The sequence below is a fragment of the Kribbella sp. NPDC020701 genome, assembly GCF_055562215.1.
In genome coordinates this window covers 28,065-50,801 of the sequence record NZ_JBVHFT010000022.1, presented here as the reverse complement: position 1 = coordinate 50,801, position 22,737 = coordinate 28,065, and the positions used below count along the sequence as shown (strand labels likewise).

At 68.4% G+C, this 22,737-nt stretch carries 15 protein-coding genes; 9 read left to right on the top strand and 6 right to left on the bottom strand.

Annotated elements, in window-relative coordinates:
• Positions 1-82: 82 nt before the first annotated feature.
• Positions 83-2,332 carry an alpha-xylosidase gene (yicI, locus tag ACZ3HV_RS38250; protein WP_465691922.1) on the top strand — a complete coding sequence of 750 codons (2,250 nt, stop codon included), beginning with the start codon at positions 83-85 and terminating at the stop codon, positions 2,330-2,332.
• Here yicI and ACZ3HV_RS38245 read toward each other — a convergent pair.
• Together ACZ3HV_RS38245 and ACZ3HV_RS38240 are read right to left on the bottom strand one after the other, a co-directional pair.
• The gene (locus ACZ3HV_RS38245; protein ID WP_465691920.1) at positions 2,281-5,076 is read right to left on the bottom strand and encodes a glycoside hydrolase family 3 protein; all 2,796 of its coding nucleotides are present in this window, start codon (positions 5,074-5,076) and stop codon (positions 2,281-2,283) included. The genes yicI and ACZ3HV_RS38245 overlap by 52 nt on opposite strands.
• Before the next feature lie 225 nt (positions 5,077-5,301).
• The gene (locus ACZ3HV_RS38240; protein ID WP_465691918.1) at positions 5,302-6,492 is read right to left on the bottom strand and encodes an ROK family protein; all 1,191 of its coding nucleotides are present in this window, start codon (positions 6,490-6,492) and stop codon (positions 5,302-5,304) included.
• Positions 6,493-6,598: 106 nt separating this feature from the next.
• Here ACZ3HV_RS38240 and ACZ3HV_RS38235 point away from each other — a divergent pair, with 106 nt between their 5' ends.
• The 4 genes from ACZ3HV_RS38235 to ACZ3HV_RS38220 all read left to right on the top strand — a co-directional run bounded on the left by ACZ3HV_RS38235 (position 6,599) and on the right by ACZ3HV_RS38220 (position 12,056).
• The gene (locus ACZ3HV_RS38235) at positions 6,599-8,266 is read left to right on the top strand and encodes a type 2 periplasmic-binding domain-containing protein (RefSeq protein WP_465691916.1); all 1,668 of its coding nucleotides are present in this window, start codon (positions 6,599-6,601) and stop codon (positions 8,264-8,266) included.
• Positions 8,267-8,354: 88 nt separating this feature from the next.
• On the top strand, positions 8,355-9,242 hold the full coding sequence (locus ACZ3HV_RS38230; RefSeq protein ID WP_465691914.1) for an ABC transporter permease: 888 nt from the start codon (positions 8,355-8,357) through the stop codon (positions 9,240-9,242).
• Positions 9,239-10,144 (top strand): carbohydrate ABC transporter permease, encoded by a 906-nt coding sequence (locus tag ACZ3HV_RS38225; RefSeq protein WP_360375678.1) that lies wholly within the window; start codon positions 9,239-9,241, stop codon positions 10,142-10,144. Before ACZ3HV_RS38230 ends, ACZ3HV_RS38225 begins: the two co-directional genes overlap by 4 nt.
• A 4-nt stretch (positions 10,145-10,148) precedes the next feature.
• The gene (locus tag ACZ3HV_RS38220; protein ID WP_465691912.1) at positions 10,149-12,056 is read left to right on the top strand and encodes a beta-galactosidase; all 1,908 of its coding nucleotides are present in this window, start codon (positions 10,149-10,151) and stop codon (positions 12,054-12,056) included.
• Here ACZ3HV_RS38220 and ACZ3HV_RS38215 read toward each other — a convergent pair.
• The 3 genes from ACZ3HV_RS38215 to ACZ3HV_RS38205 all read right to left on the bottom strand — a co-directional run bounded on the left by ACZ3HV_RS38215 (position 12,032) and on the right by ACZ3HV_RS38205 (position 16,017).
• Positions 12,032-13,057: a LacI family DNA-binding transcriptional regulator gene (locus ACZ3HV_RS38215; protein WP_465691910.1), complete on the bottom strand. Its 1,026-nt coding sequence runs from the start codon at positions 13,055-13,057 to the stop codon at positions 12,032-12,034. The genes ACZ3HV_RS38220 and ACZ3HV_RS38215 overlap by 25 nt on opposite strands.
• A 90-nt stretch (positions 13,058-13,147) precedes the next feature.
• Positions 13,148-15,127, bottom strand: coding sequence for a glycoside hydrolase family 36 protein (locus ACZ3HV_RS38210; RefSeq protein WP_465691908.1), 1,980 nt, complete (start codon positions 15,125-15,127; stop codon positions 13,148-13,150).
• Entirely contained in the window at positions 15,124-16,017 is an 894-nt protein-coding gene (locus ACZ3HV_RS38205; protein WP_465691906.1) for a DMT family transporter, read from the bottom strand. The genes ACZ3HV_RS38210 and ACZ3HV_RS38205 overlap by 4 nt, the downstream gene beginning before the upstream one ends.
• Before the next feature lie 40 nt (positions 16,018-16,057).
• On the opposite strand from ACZ3HV_RS38205, the gene ACZ3HV_RS38200 reads away from it, so the two are divergent.
• The 4 genes from ACZ3HV_RS38200 to ACZ3HV_RS38185 all read left to right on the top strand — a co-directional run bounded on the left by ACZ3HV_RS38200 (position 16,058) and on the right by ACZ3HV_RS38185 (position 21,798).
• Entirely contained in the window at positions 16,058-16,579 is a 522-nt protein-coding gene (locus ACZ3HV_RS38200; protein WP_360373386.1) for a MarR family winged helix-turn-helix transcriptional regulator, read from the top strand.
• A 120-nt stretch (positions 16,580-16,699) separates the two neighbouring features.
• A complete protein-coding gene (locus ACZ3HV_RS38195) occupies positions 16,700-17,671 on the top strand; it encodes a glycosyltransferase (protein ID WP_465691904.1) in 972 nt (323 codons plus the stop codon).
• Entirely contained in the window at positions 17,668-20,214 is a 2,547-nt protein-coding gene (locus ACZ3HV_RS38190) for a YfhO family protein (RefSeq protein ID WP_465691902.1), read from the top strand. The genes ACZ3HV_RS38195 and ACZ3HV_RS38190 overlap by 4 nt, the downstream gene beginning before the upstream one ends.
• A 129-nt stretch (positions 20,215-20,343) precedes the next feature.
• On the top strand, positions 20,344-21,798 hold the full coding sequence (locus ACZ3HV_RS38185) for a glycosyltransferase family 87 protein (RefSeq protein ID WP_465692056.1): 1,455 nt from the start codon (positions 20,344-20,346) through the stop codon (positions 21,796-21,798).
• Here ACZ3HV_RS38185 and ACZ3HV_RS38180 read toward each other — a convergent pair.
• Positions 21,795-22,724, bottom strand: coding sequence for a threonine ammonia-lyase (locus tag ACZ3HV_RS38180; RefSeq protein WP_465691900.1), 930 nt, complete (start codon positions 22,722-22,724; stop codon positions 21,795-21,797). The two genes, ACZ3HV_RS38185 and ACZ3HV_RS38180, sit on opposite strands and share 4 nt — an antisense overlap.
• Positions 22,725-22,737: the final 13 nt, after the last annotated feature.

The following is a 22,737-nucleotide window of genomic DNA, read 5'->3' as shown; positions in this document are numbered from 1 at the left end:
GAGCCGGACCAACTTGACGGCGTGAAGTTGCCGACCTAGCGTTGTCGAAGCGCTTCGATGCCCAGCTGAGAGAGGCTCCGCGATGAAGTTCACCGATGGGTATTGGCAGCTGCGGGCGGGGTTGGAGCGGTTGCGGCCGGCTGAGGTCGAGAGTGTGGTGGCGGGCGAGCGGGAGCTGACGGTGTTCGCGCCGGCCAAGCGGATCGAGCGGCGCGGTGACACGCTGAACCAGCCGATGTTCACGGTGACGTTCTCCTCGCCGGGCCGCGGCGTGATCGGGGTCCGGATCGCGCACCACCTCGGTGGGTTGCCCGCGCGGCCGACGTACCAGCTGGACACCGACGACGATCACCCGGTGAAGGTGGACGTCGGCGCCGCGGAGGCACGGTTGACCTCAGGTGAGCTGAGCGTGGTCGTCCAGCTCGAGGGGCCGTGGGACGTGCGGTTCGAGCATGACGGGCGCCCGCTGACGAACTCAGGTGCCCGCAGCGTCGGCCTGATCACCGACGCCGGCGGAAAGCACTACCTGCACGAGCAACTCGCACTCGGCGTCGGCGAGACGATCTACGGCCTCGGTGAGCGCTTCGGCGCGCTGGTGAAGAACGGTCAGATTGTCGACAGCTGGAACGCTGACGGCGGTACATCGAGCGAGCAGGCCTACAAGAACGTCCCGTTCTACCTGAGCAGCAAGGGGTACGGCGTCCTCGTCGACAGCCCGGCCCGGGTGTCGTTCGAGGTCGGTTCGGAGGTCACCTCGCGCAACCAGTTCAGCGTCGAAGGCCAGGAGCTCGGGTACTACGTCTTCGCCGGCCCGACCCCGAAGGACGTCCTGCGCCGCTACACCGGCCTCACCGGCCGGCCCGCCCGCGTTCCCGCGTGGTCGATGGGGCTGTGGTTGTCGACGTCGTTCACCACCGACTACACCGAAGAGACCACGAGCGCCTTCGTCGACGGGATGGCCGAGCGCGACCTGCCGTTGAGCGTGTTCCACTTCGACTGCTTCTGGATGCGGCAGTTCCACTGGTGCGACTTCATCTGGGATCCGATTGCGTTCCCGGACCCGGCCGGGATGGTCCGCCGGCTGAAGGATCGCGGCCTGCGCGTCAGCCTCTGGATCAACCCGTACATCGCGCAGCGCTCGATCCTGTTCGACGAGGGCCGCCGGCTCGGGTACCTGCTCAAGCGCCTGGACGGCTCGGTCTGGCAGTGGGACATGTGGCAGGCCGGCATGGCGATCGTCGACTTCACCAACCCGGACGCGACCGCCTGGTACCGCTCGAAGCTGCAGGCGCTCATCGACCTGGGTGTCGACTGCTTCAAGACCGACTTCGGCGAGCGCATCCCGACCGACGTCGCCTGGTACGACGGTTCCGACCCGGAGCGGATGCACAACTACTACGCGCAGCTCTACAACGCCGCCGTCTTCGATCTGCTGAAGGAGAACCGCGGCGAGGGCGAGGCCGTACTGTTCGCGCGCTCGGCGACCGCGGGCGGTCAACAGTTCCCGGTGCACTGGGGTGGCGACTGCGAGTCGACGTTCGAGGCGATGGCGGAGTCCTTGCGTGGTGGGCTGTCGCTGGCCGCGTCCGGCTTCGGCTACTGGAGTCATGACATCGGCGGGTTCGAGGGCACGCCCGACCCGGCGATCTTCAAGCGCTGGGTTCCGTTCGGGCTGCTTTCGTCACACTCGCGGCTGCACGGCTCCTCGTCGTACCGGGTCCCGTGGGCGTTCGACGACGAGGCGGTCGACGTACTGCGGAGGTTCACCAAGCTGAAGCTGTCGTTGATGCCGTACCTGATGACGGCGGCGGCCGAGGCGCATCACGACGGGGTGCCGATGATGCGGCCGATGATTCTGGAGTTCCCCGACGATCCGGCTGTCGCGCACCTGGATCGCCAGTACATGCTCGGTCCTGACCTACTGGTCGCTCCGGTGATGAGCTGGGACGGCGAGGTCTCGTTCTACCTCCCCGAGGGCCGGTGGACCCACCTGCTGACCGGTGACGTGATCGCCGGCCCGCGCTGGGTGCGGCAGACCTACGGCTTCGACAGCCTGCCGGTGTTCGTCCGCGAGGGCGCGGTCATCCCGATCGGCGCGGTCGACGACCGACCCGAATACGACTGGGCCAACGGCGTCGACCTCCGCTGGTTCGCCCCGTCCGAGGGCCTCACGACTACCGTCGAACTGCCGGACGTCAACGGGGGAGTGGCCGCGGCGATCGAGCTCACCCTCCACGACGGCGAGGTCGAGTCCCGGGTGGTGGAGGGTGTCTGCGACGGCTACACCGTCACGCTCTCCAGTACGACGGACGCCGTCGAAAAGACCACGTAGAGCGTCTGGACTCCGCTCGCCGGTGCCAGCTCCGTGGCGATCGAGGTCAGCTGGTCCGTCGGTGCGATGGTGCCCAGCAGTTCGCCGTGCAGCGGATCGTCCAGGCGTAGCTCGATCGTGGCCGGCTCCGGGCCGCGGTTGGCGGCCGACACGTGACAGCTCTCGCGGCCGTCCAGCAGGACGTCGTGAAAGGCCAACCAGGCTTGGGGTTCCAGGGAGATGACCGCGTCGCCGCGCTCAGGTGACGCGGTTGTCATGGTGATGGCGCAGTACTCGTCGAAGCTGGTGGCCGCGAGGTGGTCGAGCGAACGTGGTGGGATCTGTTCGCCGCGGACATCGAGGGTCGCGGTCAGCCGGAGATCGGTGCTGGAACGGCCGATCATGATGCTGTGGCGTGCAGTCTCGATGCAGTGACGGTCGCGGGTTGCGTCCCAGAAGCCTAGGTCGGCCGCGGCGATGGTCAGCTCGACCTCGGCGCTTTCACCCGGCAGCAGTGAGACCGGTTGGAAGCCGCGGAGTTGCCGGAGTGGTTGCTTGACGCGTGAGCGTTGCTGGTGGGTGTACAGCTGGGCGACCTCGCGGCCCGGCCGGTCGCCGGTGTTGGTGATCGTGAACGTGACCCGGACCTCGCCGTCCGCCGGGACGGAGGGTGCGCTGAGCTGCAGGTCGCCGTACGCGAAGGTTGTGTAGCCGAGGCCGTGGCCGAAGGGGTAGAGCGGCGTGCCTCGGTAGTACAGGTACGTCGCGTCTGTCCCGATGATGTCGTAGTCGAGGAGATCGGGCAGGTCCGCGGCGGAGTGGTACCAGGTCTGCGTCAGCCGGCCGGCGGGGTCGGTGTCGCCGAACAGTACGTCGGCCAGCGCGCGACCGTACTCCTGGCCGCCGTGCGCCGACCAGAGGATCGCCGGCAGGTGCTGTTGCGCCCATCCGATTCCGAACGGGTAGCTGCTGCTCATCACCAGGACCGTGCGCGAGTTGGCCGCATGGACCTGACGGATCAGCCGGTCCTGCGCGGCCGGCAGTTCGAGGCTGGCACGATCCTCGGTCTCCCGGCCGTTCACCAGCGGGTGGTTGCCGACGACAACGATCGCGACGTCGGCGCGGGCGGCGGCCTCGGCGGCCCGGGAGGCGCCATCGATCACGATGTCGAGCTCGAAGGCGGTGGCCTGGTCGGACAGGGTGACGGCGCCGGTCGTGTCGACCTGGAGATAGCGCTCGCTGTGCAGATGCTGGATGGTCAACTGGTCAGACGTGTGCACGAGCCGGAACGTCTGCTTGACCTCCCACCCGTTCGGGCCGGGCTGGTCCGCGACCAGCTCACCGTCGTCGGTGACGGTCAGGTGCCGGCCGTTCCGCACCGACCTCAGCGCCCATGCATCACCACCCCAGTCGAAGAGGTCGAACTCACCGGGCTCGGCCTCGGCCCGCAGTACGGCGTCCGCACCGATAGCCAGGTACGACGATGAGCCGGCTACGCGGAGCGTGATCCGGTCGACGCCCTCGCAGTACCCGACGCGGTCCGATCCCAGCCGCTCGATGATTCCGTCCAGCGCAGTGATCTGGTACGGCAGGGTCCCGGCGTACCAGTCCTCCGACAGGGTGCCGGCGAGCGGGCCGACGACGGCGATCCGCTTGATGTCCGCGGCCGATAGCGGGAGGACGTGGCACTCGTGCTTGAGCAGGACGATGGCCTGCCGGGCGGCGTCCTGGGCGAGTTGGCGGTGGGCCGGGCAGTTGACCAGATCCGGCTCGAGCGAGCGGTACGGGTCGAGCTCGGGTGGGTCGAACTCGCCGAGCCGGAAGCGGATCGCCAGCACTCGCCGGACCGCGGCGTCGATCTCCGCGGCAGTGATCAAACCGCTCTCGAGCGCTTTGGTCAGCCGCTCGATCGTCGGAGCGGAGTCGGAGTCGTCCTGCGTGAAGCTGTCCACGCCGGCTCTGAGTGCGGCGGCGTACGCGGTCGGGCCGTCGGGGTAGTACTGCTGCAGGCCGAAGAGATTGGCCGGCGCGTACGCGTCGCTGACCACCAGCAGATCGTCGGTGGTCCAGGTGCGGAGCGCGTCGTTGATGAGCGGACTGAGGTGGGCGGGCCGTCCGTTCACCAGGTTGTACGACGGCATCACCGCGACGGCCGCGCCGGACGTGATCGGCGCCCGGAACGCCGGGAGCTCGTAGTCGTGCAGCACCCGGGGCGGCAGGTTGCTCGAGGTCGTGCAGCGGTCGGTTTCGTTGTTGTAGGCAAGGAAGTGCTTGAGGGTCGGCGCGGTCTTCAGGTAGGCCGGGTGGTCGCCGGCCAAGCCGTGTCCGTAGGCGGTGGCGATGACACCGGTCAGCCACGGATCCTCGGCGTACCCCTCCTCGTTGCGTCCCCAGCGCGGGTCGCGGAGCGGGTTGACCACCGGGGCCCAGACGTTCAGGCCGACGCCGACGGGGTCCTTGGAATGGAAGACCCGCACCTCGTCGCCGACCGCGGCGCCGACCGCGCGGACGAGGTCGGTGTTCCAGCTGGTCGCGAGGCCGATCGCCTGCGGGAACACCGTCGCCGGGCCGAGCCAGGCGACCCCGTGCAGGGCCTCGGTCCCGGTGCGGAACGCGTCCAGGCCGAGTCGGTCGATCGGCGGCTGGTGCTGATGCAGGAGCGCGGTCTTCTCGTCCGGGGTGAGCCGGGCAAGCAGGTCGTCGATCCGCTCGCCGACCGGCCGGGCCGGGTCGCGGAACGGGGGAGGCGTGGCTGGAGTACTCATCGGCGTCGACTCCACTGCGAGCTGTGTGTCGAAGCGCTTCGAGCGGCTCGAACAAATGGTGATCGAAGCGCTTCGACAGATGGGCGTGAAGAGAGGTTCGCATCCCCGGCCGCCGAGGTCAAGACCTCACCACTGTCCCCGGCACACGCTTTCCGCGCGGCCCGGCGGTGATGGGTCGGGGAGGATTCTGCCCCCGAATCGGGCCGAGATCCTCCCCGCCTCGGATCAGGGGGTGGGGAGGTTGCCGCGGGTGAGGGGAGCGAGGGCTTGGGCGGAGGCGCCGAGGGGAGTGGCGGTGTGGGGGAAGGTGGAGGCGGCGAGGGTGCAGCCGCCGGCGTCGGGGGCGATGGTGGCTTCGCGGAGGGCCTTGTCGATGGCCGGGATGAGGTGGGTGGCCAGCAACGCGTAGGCGCCGCCGAGGAGGACCACCTCGGGGTTGAGGATGTTGACCAGCGCGGCGATCCCGTGGCCCAGATGGGTGCCGGCCTCGGTCAGGACCTTCGTGACGGTCGCTTCCTCGGCGTCCGCCCGTCGGATCAGCTGCTCGAGCTGGAGCTGTGGATCCGCCTCGGCCGGACCGTCGATCCGGGACAGAATCGCCGGCAGGCTTGCGAGTGCCTCGAGGCAACCGCGCCGCCCACAACCACACAACGGCCCGTCCGGCACCAGCCGCAGGTGACCGATCTCGCCGACATAGCCGAGGTGCCCCTCCAGCGGCCGGCCGTCGGCGATGATCCCGGCCCCGACGCCCGTGTCCCCGGTGAGCTGGATCAGGTTCGCCGTACCGGCCAGTGGGCCGTAGAGATGCTCGGCCAGGACCCCCAACGACGCATCGTTGTCGACCGTCACCGGGATGTCCGGCCGCCCGAGCGCCGCGGCCAGCTCGGCCCGCAGCGGGACATCCCGCCACCCCAGCCCAGCCGCGAGTACGACGGCGCCCTCGCGATTCACGAGTCCCGGTACGCCGATGGTGATCCCCAGGACCCGCCGGCCCGACGACTGGACCGTGGTGATCGCCCGTCGAGCCAGCGCAGCCAGAGCCGCGATCGTCTTCGCCGGTCCGGCATCGACTCCCGGTCCGGCGCGGTGCCAGCGCAGCACCTGCTCGCCGGCCGTGTCGCAGCCGAGCGCGGTCAGCCCCCGCGAACTCACCTCCAGCCCGATCGTGGCGTACGCCGAACCGTCGAGCACGAGCAGCGTCGCCGGACGGCCGACGTGGTTCTGGGTCTGCTGGGTCTCGCGGACCAGCCGCCGGTCGAGCAGGTCGGAGACGATGCTCGTCACCGTCGCCTTGTTCAGCCCGGTCCCCGACGCGATCGCGGCCCGCGAGCAGGGAGCCTCGCGGCGCAGGTAGCCGAGCACCGCGGCCAGGTTGGTGGCGCGGATGTCGGTGTGGTCCGCGGTCTGTGTGGTCAAGGTCCGTCCCTCGATTGAGTCCTGGGTCAGTTCTACACCTTGTCGGGCTGTCGGCTCTGAGCTAATTTGTTTGGCTACCAGCCCAACTAATTCTAAGGGATCAACTATGACCGGACCAGTGGGCGGCGCCACCAGCCGCCGGACGTTCATTTCCTTGCTCGGCGCGGGCGCCGCGGCGACGGCGGTCGGCGGTGTCACGCTGACCGGCTGCTCGGACGGCAAGGCCGCGACGACGTCCGGCCGGGCCGAGACCGAGGACAAGCTGACCGGTCTGCTGCCGAAGTACGTCCCGTACGAGTCGGTCAAGCCGGACCTTCCGGGCGAGAACGGCGCGTCACCGGGCTTCTCGAAGTACCCGAGCCAGCTGCAGCGGGCGGTGCCGGACAAGGCGGTGCCCAGCGGCAAGGAAGTGTCGGCGATGACGCCCCTGTGGAGCCCGCTGCCGCCCGGGCTCGGCAACAACTCCTACTACGACGCCAACAACGAGCGAATCGGGGCGCCGGTCCGGTTCAACATCCTGAACGGCAACGACTACGGCGACAAGCTCGGCCCGATCCTTGCGGCGGGCAACGTTCCGGAGCTGCTCTGCATCCCGGGCTGGAACATCTCCAGCCTGACCCGGTTCAGCCAGGCCGCGGACAAGCTGTTCGAGGACCTCACGCCGTACCTGGCCGGTGACAAGGCGTCGGCGTACCCGATGCTGGCGAACCTGCCGACCCGGGCCTGGGCGTACGGCGTCTGGAATTCGCAGCTGAAGGCGGTTCCGTTCCCCGGCGACGGGTTCCCGTGGGCACTGTTCTACCGCAAGGACATCTTCGACCAGGTCGGTGCCGAACCGCCGAAGACGGCCGACGACCTGCTGGCCCTGGGCAAGCAACTCACCGACGCGAAGGCGAACCGCTGGGCCTTCGGTGCGATCGCCGACGAGGTGGTCCGGGCGTTCCGGGCGCCGGCCGACTGGCGCAAGGGCTCGGACGGCAAGCTGGTCAACAAGATCGAGACTCCCGAGTTCGAGGAGGCGGTCGCGTTCGTCCGCAAGGTGTTCCAGGCGGGCTATGTGCACCCCGAGGTGGTCGGGAACGCGTCCGCGGATCAGAACGCGCTGTTCGAGGGTGGCAAGCTCGTCATCCGGCAGAACGGTCTGGGTGGCTGGCACGAGGCTTTGCAGCGGCAGTTGACGATCAACCCGAAGTTCAATCCGCAGCCGGTGATGCCGTTCGCCCACGACGGCGGTGACCCGATCGTCTGGGGTGGTGACCCGGCGGGCATCTTCACGTTCATGAAGAAGGGGCTCGGCGAGGCCCGGATCAAGGAGCTGCTCGGGGTTCTGAACTACACCGCTGCGCCGTTCGGCACCGAGGAGTACCAGCTCTACAACTACGGGGTCGAGGGCAAGCACTACACCCGGCAGAGCAACGGTGCGCCGAAGCTGACGGCGCTGGGACAGAAGGAGGTGTCGCAGACCTACATCTTCCTTGGCGGACGGCCGGTTGCGATCACCGAGAGCGAGTATCCGGGGTATGTCCAGGCGATGAGCGAATGGCAGAACGCGGCGGCCAAGGTCCGGCAGAAGAGTCTCTTCGACGGCATCCGGGTCGAGCAGCCGGCCAAGATGGCGGCCCTGAACCAGCCGTTCGACGACGCGCTGCAGGACATCTTCCGCGGGCGCCGGCCGGTCAGCGAGCTGAAGACGGCCGTCAAGCAGTGGCAGACCAACGGCGGTGACGAAGGCCGCGACTTCTACGCCAAGGTGCTCAGTGACAACGGTCGTTAAGCCTCCGCTGAAGGCGGAGCGTGCCCCAGAGCCCAACCGATCCAGAAAACGCCCGAAACGTGGCGGGGCGGGTTTTCGGCATCGGTTCGTGCGGGACTGGCCGTTGTTGGTGATGGTTCTGCCGGTGGTGGTGTTGCTGGGGGTGTTCCACTACTTCCCGACGCTGGGGAACGTGATCGCCTTCCAGGACTACTCGCCGTACGCCGGGATCCGGGGGAGCGACTTCGTCGGGTTCGCCAACTTCAGCCGGATGTTCTCCGAGCCGGCCTTCTGGAAGGCGGTCGCGAACACCTTGTCGATCACCGCCGTCCAGCTGGTGTTCTTCTTCCCGATCCCGATCGCTTTGGCCCTGCTGCTCAACAGTGTGCTGTCGAGCAAGCTGCGCAACCTCATCCAGGGCGTCGTGTACCTGCCGCACTTCTTCTCCTGGGTGCTCGTCGTGTCGCTGTTCCAGCAGATGATCGGCGGCGCCGGCCTGCTCGCGCAGACCCTGCGCGACAACGGTCACCAGGCGATCGACCTGATGACGAAGCCGGACACGTTCATCCTGCTCGTCACCGCGCAGTCGGTCTGGAAGGACGCCGGCTGGGGGATGATCGTGTTCCTCGCCGCGCTGTCGACCATCAACCCGGCGCTCTACGAGGCCGCCGCGGCCGACGGCGCGAACCGCTGGCGACGGCTGTGGCATATCACGCTGCCCGGGCTGCGGCCGGTGATCGTGCTGCTGCTGATCCTGCGGCTCGGTGACGCGCTGACGGTCGGCTTCGAGCAGTTCATCCTCCAGCGCAGCGCCGTCGGCGGCGGTGCCGCGGAGGTGCTGGACACGTACGTCTACTACCAGGGTCTGCTCGTCGGCGACTTCGGGTACGGCGCTGCCGCCGGCCTGTTCAAGGGCGTCATCGGTCTCATCCTCGTCCTGGTAGCCAACCGATTCGCGCACCTGGTGGGCGAGCAGGGGGTGTATTCGCGCTCATGACGACAAGGGCTGTCTGGGAGGAAGAGCCGACCGCGGTCGGCCGGCTGAGCAAGCCGGTTGTGTTGACCCTGATCGCGCTTGCGGTGGCGTTCCCGCTGTACGTCGTGGTCGTGACGAGCCTGTCCACCACCGAAGCCGTGACCCGGGCCGGCGGGCTGGTCGTCGTACCGCGGGAGCTCACGGCGGCGGCGTACGTGCAGTTGCTGTCCGGGGGCGTGGTGACTCGTGCCTTGATGATCAGCGTGGTGATCACTGCGATCGGTACGGCGTTCAGCCTCGGGATCACCGTGCTTGCGGCGTACGGGCTGTCGCGGCCGGGGTCGTTGTTCCATCGGCCGCTGCTGTTCGTCGTACTGCTGACGTTTCTGTTCGGGCCGGGCATCATCCCGAGCTATCTCGTGGTCAACGCGCTCGGACTGATCGACAACTATGCGTCCCTGGTGCTGCCGACCGCGGTGTCGGCCTTCAACCTGATCGTGATGCGGTCGTTCTTCATGGGGATCCCGGGGGAACTGATCGACAGTGCGCGCATCGACGGGGCCGGGGAGTTCGCCATCCTGCGGCGGGTCGTACTGCCGCTGTCGAAGGCCGTCGTCGCAGTGGTCGGGTTGTTCTACGCGGTCGGTTACTGGAACGCGTTCTTCAACGCGCTCCTGTACATCAACGACAACAACAAGTGGCCGCTGCAGATGGTGCTCCGGACGTACATCGTCCAGCAGCAACCGCTGCCGACCGGAGCCGGCGGGGTGGCGAGCGGCGTCGGCCTCGGGATGGCGCCGGCGCCCGGTCTGGCGATCAAGATGGCGATCGTGGTGATCGCGATCGTGCCGGTCCTACTGGTCTACCCGTTCATCCAGCGGCACTTCACCAAGGGTGTCATCATCGGCGCGGTGAAAGGCTAGGCGCATGACGCGACTTTGGTACGGCGGCGACTACAACCCGGAGCAGTGGGACCCGGCGGTGTGGAAGGAGGACGTCGACCTGATGCGTCAGGCCGGCGTCAACCTGGTGACCGTCGGAGTGTTCTCGTGGTCGAGTCTGGAGCCGTCCCCGGGGCGGTACGAGTTCGGCTGGCTCGATCAGGTGCTCGACGGGCTACATGAAGGCGGTGTGAGCGTCGATCTGGCCACGCCGACCGCCTCACCGCCGCCGTGGTTCAGCCGGTTGCACCCGGAGGCGTTGCCGGTCACGGCTGACGGCGTACGACTGACGCACGGCAGCCGAGACACGTACTGCGCTTGCGCACCGGCGTACCGGGAGGCCGCCCGTGGGATCGCGCGGGCGTTGGCCGAGCGGTATCACGATCACCCGGCGCTGGCGATGTGGCATGTCCACAACGAGTACGGGACCACGTGTCACTGCGACTTGGCGGCGGAGCGATTCCGGACGTGGTTGCGGGAGCGGTACGGCTCGCTCGACCGGCTGAACGAGGCGTGGACGACGGCGTTCTGGAGCCAGGGGTACGGCGAATGGGAGGAAATCCAGCCGCCGCGGAGGACGCAGTACCTGGTGAATCCCACGCAGTTCCTGGATTACAAGCGATTCTGGTCCGACGAGCTGTTGGCGGCGTACCTGGAGCAGAAGGCCGAGCTCCGAAAGCGTTCGGCTTTGCCGATCACGACCAACTTCGTCTTCGGCGGCTGGGTGCCGGTGAACCATGCACAGTGGGCGGCCGAGGTCGATGTCGTTGCCATCGACCACTATCCGGACCAGACCGGGATCGGCGCCGAGGAGCAGACCGCCTTCGGCGCCGATCTCGCACGCTCATGGGCCGGCGGGAAGCCGTGGCTGCTGATGGAGCAGGCGGCCGGGACACTCAACGACGGGCAGCGGCTGCACGCGAAGGAGCCGGGGCGGATGGCGCGGCACAGCCTGTCGCACATCGCTCGGGGCTCGCAGGGTGCGTTGTCGTTCCAGTGGCGGGCGTCGCGTGGTGGGTCGGAGATGTACCACTCGGCGATGGTTCCGCATGCCGGAGCGGACAGCCGGATGTTCCGGGAGGTCGTGGAGCTCGGGTCAGTGCTGCCCCGGCTGGCCGAGGCCGCGGGCAGTACGGTCATCGCGGACGTCGCGATCCTGTGGGATGCCGAGTCCTGGTGGGCGATGCAGGGGACGCATTTGCCGTCGTCCTCGCTGGATTACCTGACCGCGGTGCGGTCCGCACACCGCCACTTCTGGCGGGCCGGCGTGACGGTCGACTTCGCGTCTCCTCATGCCGATCTCTCGTCGTACAAGATGGTTGTCGCGCCGAGCTTGTACGTGGTGAGTGATGAGACCGCGGCCGCTCTGACCACCTATGTGGAGGGTGGCGGGCAGTTGGTGGTCGGGTACTTCAGCGGGATCGTGGATCCCGACGTGCGGGTCCGGCTCGGCGGGTATCCGGGCGCGTTCGCGGAGCTGCTCGGCGTGCGGGTGGAGGAGTTCCATCCGTTGCCGGCCAACGGCGGGGTCGCATTGTCGTCCGGTGGGCGCGGGCGGCTGTGGAGTGAGGACGTGCGGGCCGTCTCGGCCGAGGTCGTGGACCGGTACGCCGGGGGAGTGCTGGACGGGAAGCCCGCGATCACCCGACGCGAGGTGGGCGCGGGCACGGCCTGGTACGTGTCGACCGAGCTGGATGACGAGACGGCAGCGACGTTGCTGGGGCTGACGACGTCGCCGGTCGAGATCGTCCGGCGACGCGACGGCGACACCACGTGGACCTTCCTGTTCAACCACGGTGATGCGGAGGTCGACGTACCGGCCGAGGGGACCAACCTGGTCGTCGGCGAGCTGCCGTTGGCACCTGGCGGTTATGCGGTGCTCAGGTCGCCGTGACGCGCCTGGCCGGTGCTCGCCCGCGCCGTGAGCGTCGGCGGGAGCAGGGTCAGCTCGGGTACGTCGCCACCCTCGAGCTTGGTGATCAGCGACTCGACCGCCTGATCGCCGATCTGTTCGGCCGGGATGGTCACCGACGACAGCTGCGGGACCTGGCGCTCGGCGACGTCGTCCGCGCAGATCGCCACCAGCGACATGTCCTCGGGCACCCGGCGGCCGAGCCGGCGCAGGACGTCGAGGAGCGGGCCGATGATCGGCTCGTTCTGGACGACGAGTCCGGTGATGTCCGGGTGGTCGTGGAGGAGCTGCTCGACGGTGTGCAGGATCGCGTCGAAGGTGTGCTCGCACGGAGTCTCGACCCCGAGCACCCCACGCCGTTCGGCGGCCTCGGCGAACCCGGTCAGCGTCCGTTGCGCGAAGCCGGTTTGCCGTTCGTAGACGGCGGACGGCGTACCGAGCAGTGCGAGCGAACGGTGCCCGAGATCCGCGAGGTGGTCGACACACTGCGCGCCGGCGGCAACGAAGTCGAGGTCGATGCAGGTCAGCCCGTCGGCGCTGTCCGGGTACCCGATCAGCACCGACGGCATCGGCAGCTCCCGCAGCACCGGGACGCGCTCGTCGTGCAGCTCGACGTCCATCACCACGAGCGCGTCCACGAGCGAGCTCTGAGCGACCCGCTCGAGGCCGTCCGGACCTTCGTCAGCGGTCAGCAGCAGTACGTCGTGGTCGTACCGGCGGGCCGTGGTCACGACCGCGGCGGCGAACTGCATCATCACCGGGACGTGCATGCCGGTCCGCAGCGGGATCACCAGCGCGAGCACGTTGGACCGCTGGCTGGCCAGTGCGCGGGCGCTCGCATTCGGCCGGTAGCCGAGCGCCTGGACACTGCGCTGCACTCGCTCACGGGTGTCCGACGAGATCGACCGCTTCCCACTGAGCACGTAGGAGACCGTGCTGGCCGCCACCCCGGCGTGCCGAGCAACGTCCCCAATCGTGACCATCGTCGTACTCCTTCGTGTGGTTGTCCCCTTTCTACAGCAGTCGAAGCGCTTCGACTAGCCCATCTCTCTCGGCACGCGCAGTGTCGCGAGCTAGCCCAGTTGGATGATCCGCGCCGACGGCTCGGTCAGCTCGGTTCTGACGGTGAGTGCGTCGCTGGACCAGGTGTAGGTCCAGCCGTCGGCGTCCGTCGGGAAGAGGGGCGCGATGGGGGCCTGGGGGAGGGGAAGAGTGATTTCGGCTGGGCCGGGAGTGCGGTGCCAGAGGGCCAGGTAGTCGCCGAGGCCGAGGGCTAGCCACTCGTCGTCCCACGCCGGGAGGCCGAGCGGCCAGTGCGGGATCAGAGTCTCGAGGTCCTTGAGTACGGCGCGGTGCGCGGCCAACGCCGATCGGACCAGGTCCAGTTCGGCGGTCGTCATCTGGTTGAGGTGACCGGAGAGGTAGAGGCGGCCGAGGATGCCGTTCACCAGGGCGAGCGTGAACTCCTCCCGCGTGGTGCCGCTGATCGGGTAGGCCCAGTGGCCGGCCTGCTCGGGCAGGACGGCGGCCGGTGCGGCCGCGGTGATCGGTGCGTAGAGCAACGGGTGTTGCTGATCCGATGTCGACTGTAGGTGCAGCCGGGACAGCATCGCGTAGTCCATCCGCATCGCCCCGGACGCGCAGTTCTCGATCAGCAGATCGGGGTGCCGTGCCTGGACCGCGTCGAGCCAGTCGAGCAGCGCCCGTTGGTGTTCGAGCAGCCCGTGGCCGAGCGACGTACCGCCCTTGTCGGTGCCGGGGCCGGTCATCGTGTTGTTGTCGAACTTGAAGAAGCCGACGCCGAAGTCGGTGACCAGCCGGTCGACCGTGTCGTCGAGGTGCTGCCGAGCCAGCGGGTTGCGCAGGTCGAGCAGGTAGCGGCCGTGCTCGGCGACGCGGATGCCGTGCCGGGTGAGGAACGCGTCGTCGGGGAGTTCGCGGGCGATCGGCGCGTCGACCCCGATCACCTCCGGCTCGAGCCAGAGGCCGGGCACCATGCCGCGCTGGTGGATCCGCTCGATCACCTCGCCGAGCCCGTTCGGGAAGCGGGTGGCCGACGGCTGCCAGTCGCCGACCGTGCTCCACCAGTCGCCTTCGGCGTACCAGCCGGCGTCGATGCAGAAGTAGTCCGCGCCGACGGCGGCCGCGGCATCGATGAGCGGGAGCAACTTGTCCGTCGTCGGGTCACCCATCAACGTGTTCATGTAGTCGTTGAAGATGACCGGCATCCGGTCGTCGATCGGCCGGCGCATCCGCACCGCACGGCGCTGGCGAGTGAGTGCGGCGAAGGTGCTGTCGCGATCGGTCCCGGCGACGAGCGACACCGGCACCGTCGTGAACGACTCCGCCTCAGTGAGTCGCACGGTCCACTGGTGCTCCTGGCCGGTCGGCCCGCTGAGCAGGAGGTACCCGCCGCGGCGGTTCTCCCCGAGTTCGTAGTGCCAGGGCCCGTTGTGCTCGATCTGCCAGCCGAGCGCGTACGACGTACCGACCAGGACGCCGACGGGAAGCCGTTCACCGGTCGACCACGAGCCGGTATTGGTCACGGCGAGCCGGCTCTTCGCGATCGGGAAGTGCGGGTCGCGGACGATCTTCGTCACGCCACTCGTGCGCAGCGATTGCACGGACCAGCGGTTCTCGCCCATCCAATCGTTGGCCGCGGAGTGGAACTCGGCGTCGACGGACTCCAGGCCGACGACGAGGGACGAGAGGAAGTCCAGGATGAGCTCGCCGGGTCGCGTGAGCGACGCCTCGGACCAAGTCCTGACCCCGGCTCCAGCTTCGAAGACGCTGGTCACGCGGAGACCGGTGTCGGCGTCCTCTTGCACGATGCGCAGGGTCGAGCCGTTGTCTTCGTGGGTGACGTAGCGCAGGCGCCGGCCGAGGACAGTGTCGACGTGACGGTTGGTGCCGGGGGAGCGCCCGTACCCGATCGCGGACACCTCCACGAGCGGTTGGGTCAGCTCACGGTCGGACCCGGTGATCAGCCGCACCGGCCCGTCGTCGATCGCGAACGTCAGGGTCAGCTCCGGCGTACTCCACTCGAGGTTCATCGATAAACCTTAGAAGGCTCCTCCCTTCGGACCTCAACCCCCGATCCGCGTCGTGGACGGCTCAGTGTGATCCCCAGCAGCACCAGTGCCAGCCCGAGCACCTGCCGAAGGGTCAGCACCTCACCCGACACCAGTACGCCGAGCAGTACGCCGGTCACCGGGTTGAGCAGCCCGATCAGTCCGACCGTGGCGGCGGTCAGATGACGCAAGCCGGTGAACCATGCGGTGAACGCGAGCGCGGTCGCGATCAACCCGACGTACGCGAAACCGGCGAGCGCCGGGCCGTCCAGCCTCGGCGGCGCACCCTCGAAGATCACCGCGAACGGGACCAGCACCAGACCACCCGCGATCAGTTGCCAGGAGGTCGTCGCGAGCGGACCGTCGGCGCGGCCCCACTTCTTGGCGAGGATGTACCCGCAGGACGACATCGTGAGGGCCGCGACCGAAGCGGCGACTCCGCGCAGGTCGACCGCTGTCGACCCCGCGCCGAGCAGGAGGAAGACACCGGCGATCCCAGCCGCGGCGCCAGTCAGCACTGCTGCGGTCGGCCGTTCCGCGAGCAGCGCCCAGGCGAACAACGCCATGGTCAGCGGCGAGGCGGACATGATCGTCGACGCCAGGCTGACCGGCAGTAGCTGTGACGCCAGGTAGATGAGCGCGAAGAACGCGCCCATGTTGCACACGCCGAGCAGCAGCGACCGCCACCACCACACCCCGCGCGGACGGCGCCGGGCCAGGCACAGCAGGAGTACGCCGGCCGGCAGCGCCCGGAACACCGCGCCGTACAAGGGGTAGCCGGCGGGCAGGTACTCGTGGGTGACGAAGTAGTTCGTGCCCCAGGCCACCGGGGCGATTGCCGTGACGAGCACCCAGCGCAAAGTATTTTCCATGGAAGCTATTATATCTTCCGTGGAAGATATAGTCAGTGGCATGACCGACGACCGGGTGGCCAGGATCCAGGCGGAGTGGGCGCGGGAGCGGCCGGACGTCGACACGGGCCCGCAGGGCGTGATCGGCCGGCTGCACCGGATCGCGAACCACCTGACCGGCGAGCTGACCCTGCTCTACGCGCAGTACGGGCTTTCCGAGGGCGAGTTCGACGTACTCGCGGCCCTGCGTCGCGCGGGAGCGCCGTACGAGCGTGCTCCGGGGGAGATCGCGCTGCACACGATGGTCACCACCGGAGCGGTCACCAAGCGGGTCGACCGGCTCGAGCAGGCGGGCCTGGTCCGGCGCCGCCGCAGTGACGACGACGGTCGCGGTCGCGTTGTCCGGCTCACCCCGGCCGGCAAGCGCCTGATCGACAAGGCCTTCGCCGCTCACATGGCCAATGAGCAACGGCTGCTGAACGAAGCGCTGACTCCGGCTGATGCCCAGCAGTTGGAGCGGCTGCTGGCTGCCTGGCTGGCCCGGATCGAGACCCCGGACAGTGACCAGGGCACCACGGTCTGATCCGAAAGCCCTCTTTTACCGGTCTAGAGGAGAATTTTGCCTCCCGATGCAACTTTCCTGTGGACTCGCGACATCTACGGAGTAGTCGGGGGCCGGCTGGTCTGGGGAGCGAGGGGGGCTATGAGCAACAAACAGGACATTTCCGGAACCGAGATCGCGGTGATCGTGCCTTGTTACAACGAGGCCGCGGCGGTCCGGAAAGTCGTCTCGGAACTGCGGGCGTCGTTGCCGACGGCCACGATCTACGTGTACGACAACAACTCCACCGACGACACCGCGGCGATCGCCGCGGCTGCCGGTGCGGTCGTGCGGCACGTGGCGCGCAAGGGCAAGGGCAACGTCGTACGCCGAGCCTTTGCCGACGTCGAGGCCGATGTCTACGTGCTGATCGACGGAGACGACACCTACGAGGCAGCGCGTGCGGCCGAGCTGGTCCGCGTGCTGCTGACCGGCCCGTACGACCACGTTGTCGGCGTACGGAAGCACTCCAACGTCGCCGCCTACCGGCCCGGCCACACCTTGGGCAACCGTGTGCTCACCGGTGCCACCGGCCTGTTGTTCGGCCGGGAGATCACCGACATGCTCAGCGGCTATCGGGCCTTCTCACGGCGATACGTCAAGTCGTTCCCGGCGTTGTCGCGGGAGTTCGAGATCGAGACCGAGCTGACCATCCACTCGCTGCACCTGCGGGTCCCGGTCGCGGAGATCCCGGTCGGATACAAGGAACGCCCCAGCGGTGGTGAGAGCAAGCTGCGCACCTACCGCGACGGTGTGCGCATTCTGCGGTGGATTCTGAGCCTGACCCGGCTCGAAAGGCCAACGCTCTTCCATGGTGTCCTGGCCGGCGTGCTCGGTCTGGTGGCGCTGATTCTCGGTGCACCCGTCGTACTGGACTATCTCGACACCGGCCTGGTGCCGAGGTTCCCGACCGCCGTCCTGGCCTCGTCGATCGGTCTGGTTGCCATCCTGATGCTCGTGCTCGGCTACGTGCTCGATGCTGTCGGGCGCAGCCGGCAGGAAGCCGCGCAGCTGTCCTACCTCAAGCATCCAGCGCCGTCTGCCTCGGTTGCCGAGTCCCGGCAGGCAGTATGAGGAGGAGGTTCCCCTGGCTCGGCCGTCACTGGCCGGTCCTGGTCGCCGCGGCGGCGGCCGGTACGACGTTCGTCGCGAGCGGGATCATCCGCGGCACCTACCCGTTCGGCGATCGCGCCCGGAGCACCAACGATCTCGGTCAGCAGTTCGTCCCGATGTATGCGCACCTGCGCGACATCGTCACCGGTCAGGCGCCCGGCGATCTGCTCTTCAACTGGTCGAGCGGATTCGGCGTTCCGTTCCTCGGTGATCTGATGGCCTACGTCGGTTCGACGCTGTCGTGGATCGCACTCGTACTGCCTCGCAACCGGATCGACCTGGCGCTGTTCTTCGTCGCGGTCGCCGCGATCTCGCTCGGCGCCGGCGCGATGACGGCGTACCTGCGTCGCCTGCGTCCGGCCGGACCTGTCTGGCTCGCGATAGCGGCCGGGCTCTCGTACGGCGCCTGCGCCTGGGCGATCGATGACGCGGCGTACATGACCGTGTGGCTGAACGGGATGATCGCTTTCCCGGTGCTCTGCCTGCTCTGCGAGTGGATCCTGCGCCGGCGGTCGATACCGTCGATGCTGGTGACGCCGTTCGTCGTCGCGCTGCTGTGGACGTCGCATTTCTACACGGTGTACATGGCAACGATCGGTGCGGCCATCGTCGTCGTGGCGCGCATCCTGTCGTACGACGCTGTGGTGTCCTGGCGTGATCGCCTGACCGGCGCGGTGCGCTGCATCGTTGCCGTCGGCCTCGGTATCGGACTGGCGGCGCCACTGCTGGTGCCCACGTTCCAAGCGATCCGGGCCGCGCGGCCGAGCCCGAAGACCGAGTTCCAGCCGATCTCCTGGGCGGACTTCCTGTCCCGGCTGCTCCCTGGCAGTGAAGGTGTCGGGACCAGCCCGGGTCTTGCCGTCGGTACGTTGATGTTGCTGCTGGCATTGAGTTTTCCGGTCAACCGGGCGATCCCGGTGCGCGAGCGGATCGTCTGGTCCGTCACCGTGCTGCTCACGCTGCTGAGCCTGCAGATCCGGTTCACCCACGAGGTATGGCACGGATTCGACTCGCCGAACGGCAGCCCGTTCCGCCAGGCCTTCGTGCTCGCCGGGATGCTCGTGATCATCGGTTGGATGTCAGCGGCCGCCGGCCTCCGTACGGTCGTCGCCGTCGCTGCACCGATCGCGGTGGTCTTTGTCCTGTACGCCGTGACCTGGGACATCGGCTATGTCACGGCGACCACGCGCATCGCCGTACCGGTGCTCGCTGTGCTCGCGGTCCTGGCCTGGCTGGTCAGTCGCCGTCCGCTGCCGGATTGGGCGCGCCGCGGGGCGGTCGCGTTGCTCGTCGGCGCCGTACTGGTCGAGGTGACGATGTCGTCGGTCGCGATCGACGTGGCGCGCGGCAGGATCCTGAGCGCCAAGGCGCCTTGGGGGAAGGAGCACGACGAGATCCGTTCGCTGGTGCTGTCCGCGGACGACTGGCCGCAGCAGCGGACGGCTCCCGGCGCGGCGCTGACGGTGAACGATCCGATGCTGATCGGGGGCCAGGGACCGCAGTACTACTCGAGCACCATCCCGGACGCCGTCTCGAGGGAGCTGATCGGGCTCGGCTTCGGGTACAGCTCCTACGGGCGGGCCACGGTGGATCCGCAGAACCCTGTGGTCGACGCGGTGTTCTCCGTCGGTGCTCGGGTGGTTGTGGACGAGGACTCCGAGACTGGTGACGGCGAGGTAGTACGGCTCGTGAAGAACGACCACGTGGGGCCGCTGGTCAGCGTGCGCCCGGTCAACGCCTGGGCGTCGGGCGACCCCGCCCCGTTCGGTGTGCAGGAGACCGCGCTCGGGTCCGACGTCTACACCGTTCCCAAGCTCGAGGCCCAGGACGTTCCCGCTGTCAGCGTGTCCGACCGGCAGGGGAGTCTGCTGCTCACTCCGGACGCCGCCACGCCGACCGAAGCGCGGTTCGTCGCGTCGTGCCGGCCCGGTTCGGAGGTCTATTTCGCGGCGCCGACCTTCATCGGCGAGGTGCTCGTCGATGGGACCCGTTGGGTGACGAACCTGGACCCGCAAGCGAAGCGTCCGGGCATCTACTCCGGAGCCCCGATGCGCCGGATCGGCACCGTCGGCGCAGACGGCGTCGTCGACCTGGCGGTGCGGGTGCGAGGCCCGGCGCGGCTGCCGGCCCCGGCGATCGGCTGCCTGAACCATGATCTGCTCACCGCGGCGGTGGGGCGGCTGAAGGCGAGTAGGCCGGCCGCGGTGAGCGTCGGCGGTCACAGCATCGACATCCGGCTCACTTCGGGTGCGCCTGGCGCGGTCGTCATCGGCGTGATCCGGATCGAAGGCTGGCGCTGCTCGGTCGACGGCGGCGCAGCGACCTCACCCAGCACGCGCGCAGGACTGATGGCGGTGCCGATCGGGGCCGGCGCCTCCGAGGTGTCCTGCGTCTACCGTCCCGTCGGCGCGCGCATGGGTCTCGCCGCCGGCGCGACCGCCCTGCTGGCCTTGGTTCTGCTGGCCGGAGCGCTCGTACTGACCCGCCGCCGCTCTACGACCTGAGCTTGGTCTTTCTGGCAGGCGATCTGGACCGGACCACTACCGGGCTGACCGCGCGCGGCCCTGCCTGCACTGGGCTTCAGGCACCTGTGGGTAACCTCGCCTGGTCGCCAGGTGAGCCGATAGGAGATGATGCCCACCGTGACCGGACCACGTACCCAGGACGCGCAGGACCGGCAGCCGCCGACCGAGGTCGATCCGGCTATCGCCGGCCTGACCGTTGGGCTCGGTGGGCCGACCGGGCGGTTCGCCCGGCTGAGCTCGTCCTGGTGGACGCCGCTGCGGATCGCGCTCGCGGTGTGCACGATCACGTTCGGTCTCGGCGTACTGCAGAAGGCGCCATGCATGGAGGCCGGCTGGGACCGGCAGAGCTGGCGGCCGTTCAAGGCGCTCTGCTACTCCGACATCGGGTTCCTGTACCAGGAGCGTGGTTTCGCCGAGGGCAACCGGCCGTTCCTGGACACCGGCAACTACCCGGTGCTGGAGTACCCGGTGCTCACCGGCGGCTTCATGGAGGTCGCGGCGAGGATCACCTGGCTGTTCACCGGAGACCCGAAGAAGGACCTGACCGTCGAGCAGAAGCGCGACACGGCGGGCGTGTTCTTCGTCGTCAACGTGGCGATGCTGTTCATCTGCGCACTGTTCATGGTCGGCTTCACCCTCGCCACCGCACGCGGCGTCGAATCGCGCCCGGGTGCGGCCCGAGGGCAGCCACTGGACGCGCTATACGTCGCCGCCGCGCCAGTACTCGCGCTCACGTCGACGATCAACTGGGACCTGTTCGCGGTCGCGCTCACAGCCGGGGCGATGTTCGCCTGGTCACGCGGGAGACCGATCTGGTTCGGCATCCTGCTCGGGCTCGGGACGGCGGCGAAGTTCTATCCGTTCCTGCTGCTCGGGCCGCTGCTGATCGTGTGCATCCGGGGCCGCAAGCTGTGGCCATGGTTCCAGGCGACGATCGCCGCGGCGGTCGCGTGGGGTCTGGTGAACGCGCCGATCTACCTGCTGGCGAAGAACGAGTGGATGTCGTTCTGGACGTTCAACGATCAGCGGGAGAGCGACTACGGCTCGATCTGGTACGTGCTGAAGCTGGCCAAGCACGAGGTCGCGGACGTCAACCAGCTGAACATCGTGATCTTCGCGGGCCTGTGCCTGTCGATCGCGATCCTCGGGTTGATGGCGCCACGACCACCTCGCTTCGCCCAACTGGCGTTCCTGGTGGTCGCCGCGTTCCTGCTGATCAACAAGGTCTACTCACCGCAGTACGTGCTGTGGCTGCTGCCGTTGGTGGCGCTGGCCCGGCCGCGGTTGCGGGACTGGCTGATCTGGCAGGCATGCGAGTGTTTCTACTGGATGTTGGTGTGGATGCATCTGGCCCAGTTCCTCGCGCCCGGGAATCCGGAGGTGCCGGACCGGATCTACTGGTTGTCAGTGATCCTGCGGATGGCCGGGACGCTCTGGCTGATGCTGGTGGTGGCGCGCGACATCCTGCTGCCGGAGCACGATCCGGTTCGCCAGGGTGACCTGATCGACGATCCGAGTGACGGGGTCAGGTCCGGCGCGCAGGCCCGGTTGGTTCCCGCCTAGAGCATCAGCTTCGAGACGTCCAGGTTGCCGCCGCTGACCACAGCGGCGGTGACCCCGTCGAGTTGAATGCTGCCTTCGAGCAGGGCGGCGAACGGTGCGGCGGCCGCTGGTTCGAGGGCGAGTTTGGTCCGCGACATCACCAGCCGGGTAGCCTCCAGCAGTGCGTCCTCACTCACGCGTACGACGGTGTCGACGTACTGCTGGATGAGCGGGAGGTTACGCGTGCCGCAGACCGGTGCGGCCAGCCCGTCGGCGATAGAACGGGCCGTCGGGAGCTTCTGCGGCTCGCCGGCTGCGAGGCTTCGGCTGACCACATCGGCCTGCTCGGGCTCGATGCCGATCACGCGGATCGTCGGCTTCACGAGCTTGACCGCCGTCGCGACGCCCGAGATCAGCCCGCCGCCGCCGACCGGGACGAGCACGGTGTCGAGATCGGGACGATCCGCCAGCAGTTCGAGGCCGAGGCTGCCGTGCCCGGTGATCACGTCCTCGTCGTCGAACGGGTGAACGCCGGTCAGCTTGCGCTCGTCCCGGATCCGCTCGTACTCCGCCATCAGGTCACCCTCGACCAGTTCGACGGTCGCGCCGTACCCGCGGGCCGCGTCCACCTTGGCCGGTACGGCGGTCTTCGCCATCACCACGGTCGCCGGCACACCGGCGTTCCGGGCGGCCCACGCGAGTGCGCCCGCCGCGTTGCCGGCCGAGACCGTGATCACGCCGCGATCCCGCTCCTCGGCACTCAACCGGAGCAGCTTGGTCAGCAGACCGCGGACCTTGAAACTGCCGGTCTTCTGGAACAACTCCGCCTTCAACGCGATCTCACCGCCGAACCGCTCGTCCAGCGCGCTGGAGCTCAGCATCGGGGTGCGGTGGATCCGGCCATCCAACTGTCGCGCGGCCTGGCGGATATCGTCGAGCGTCGGCATGCCCCGACCCTAT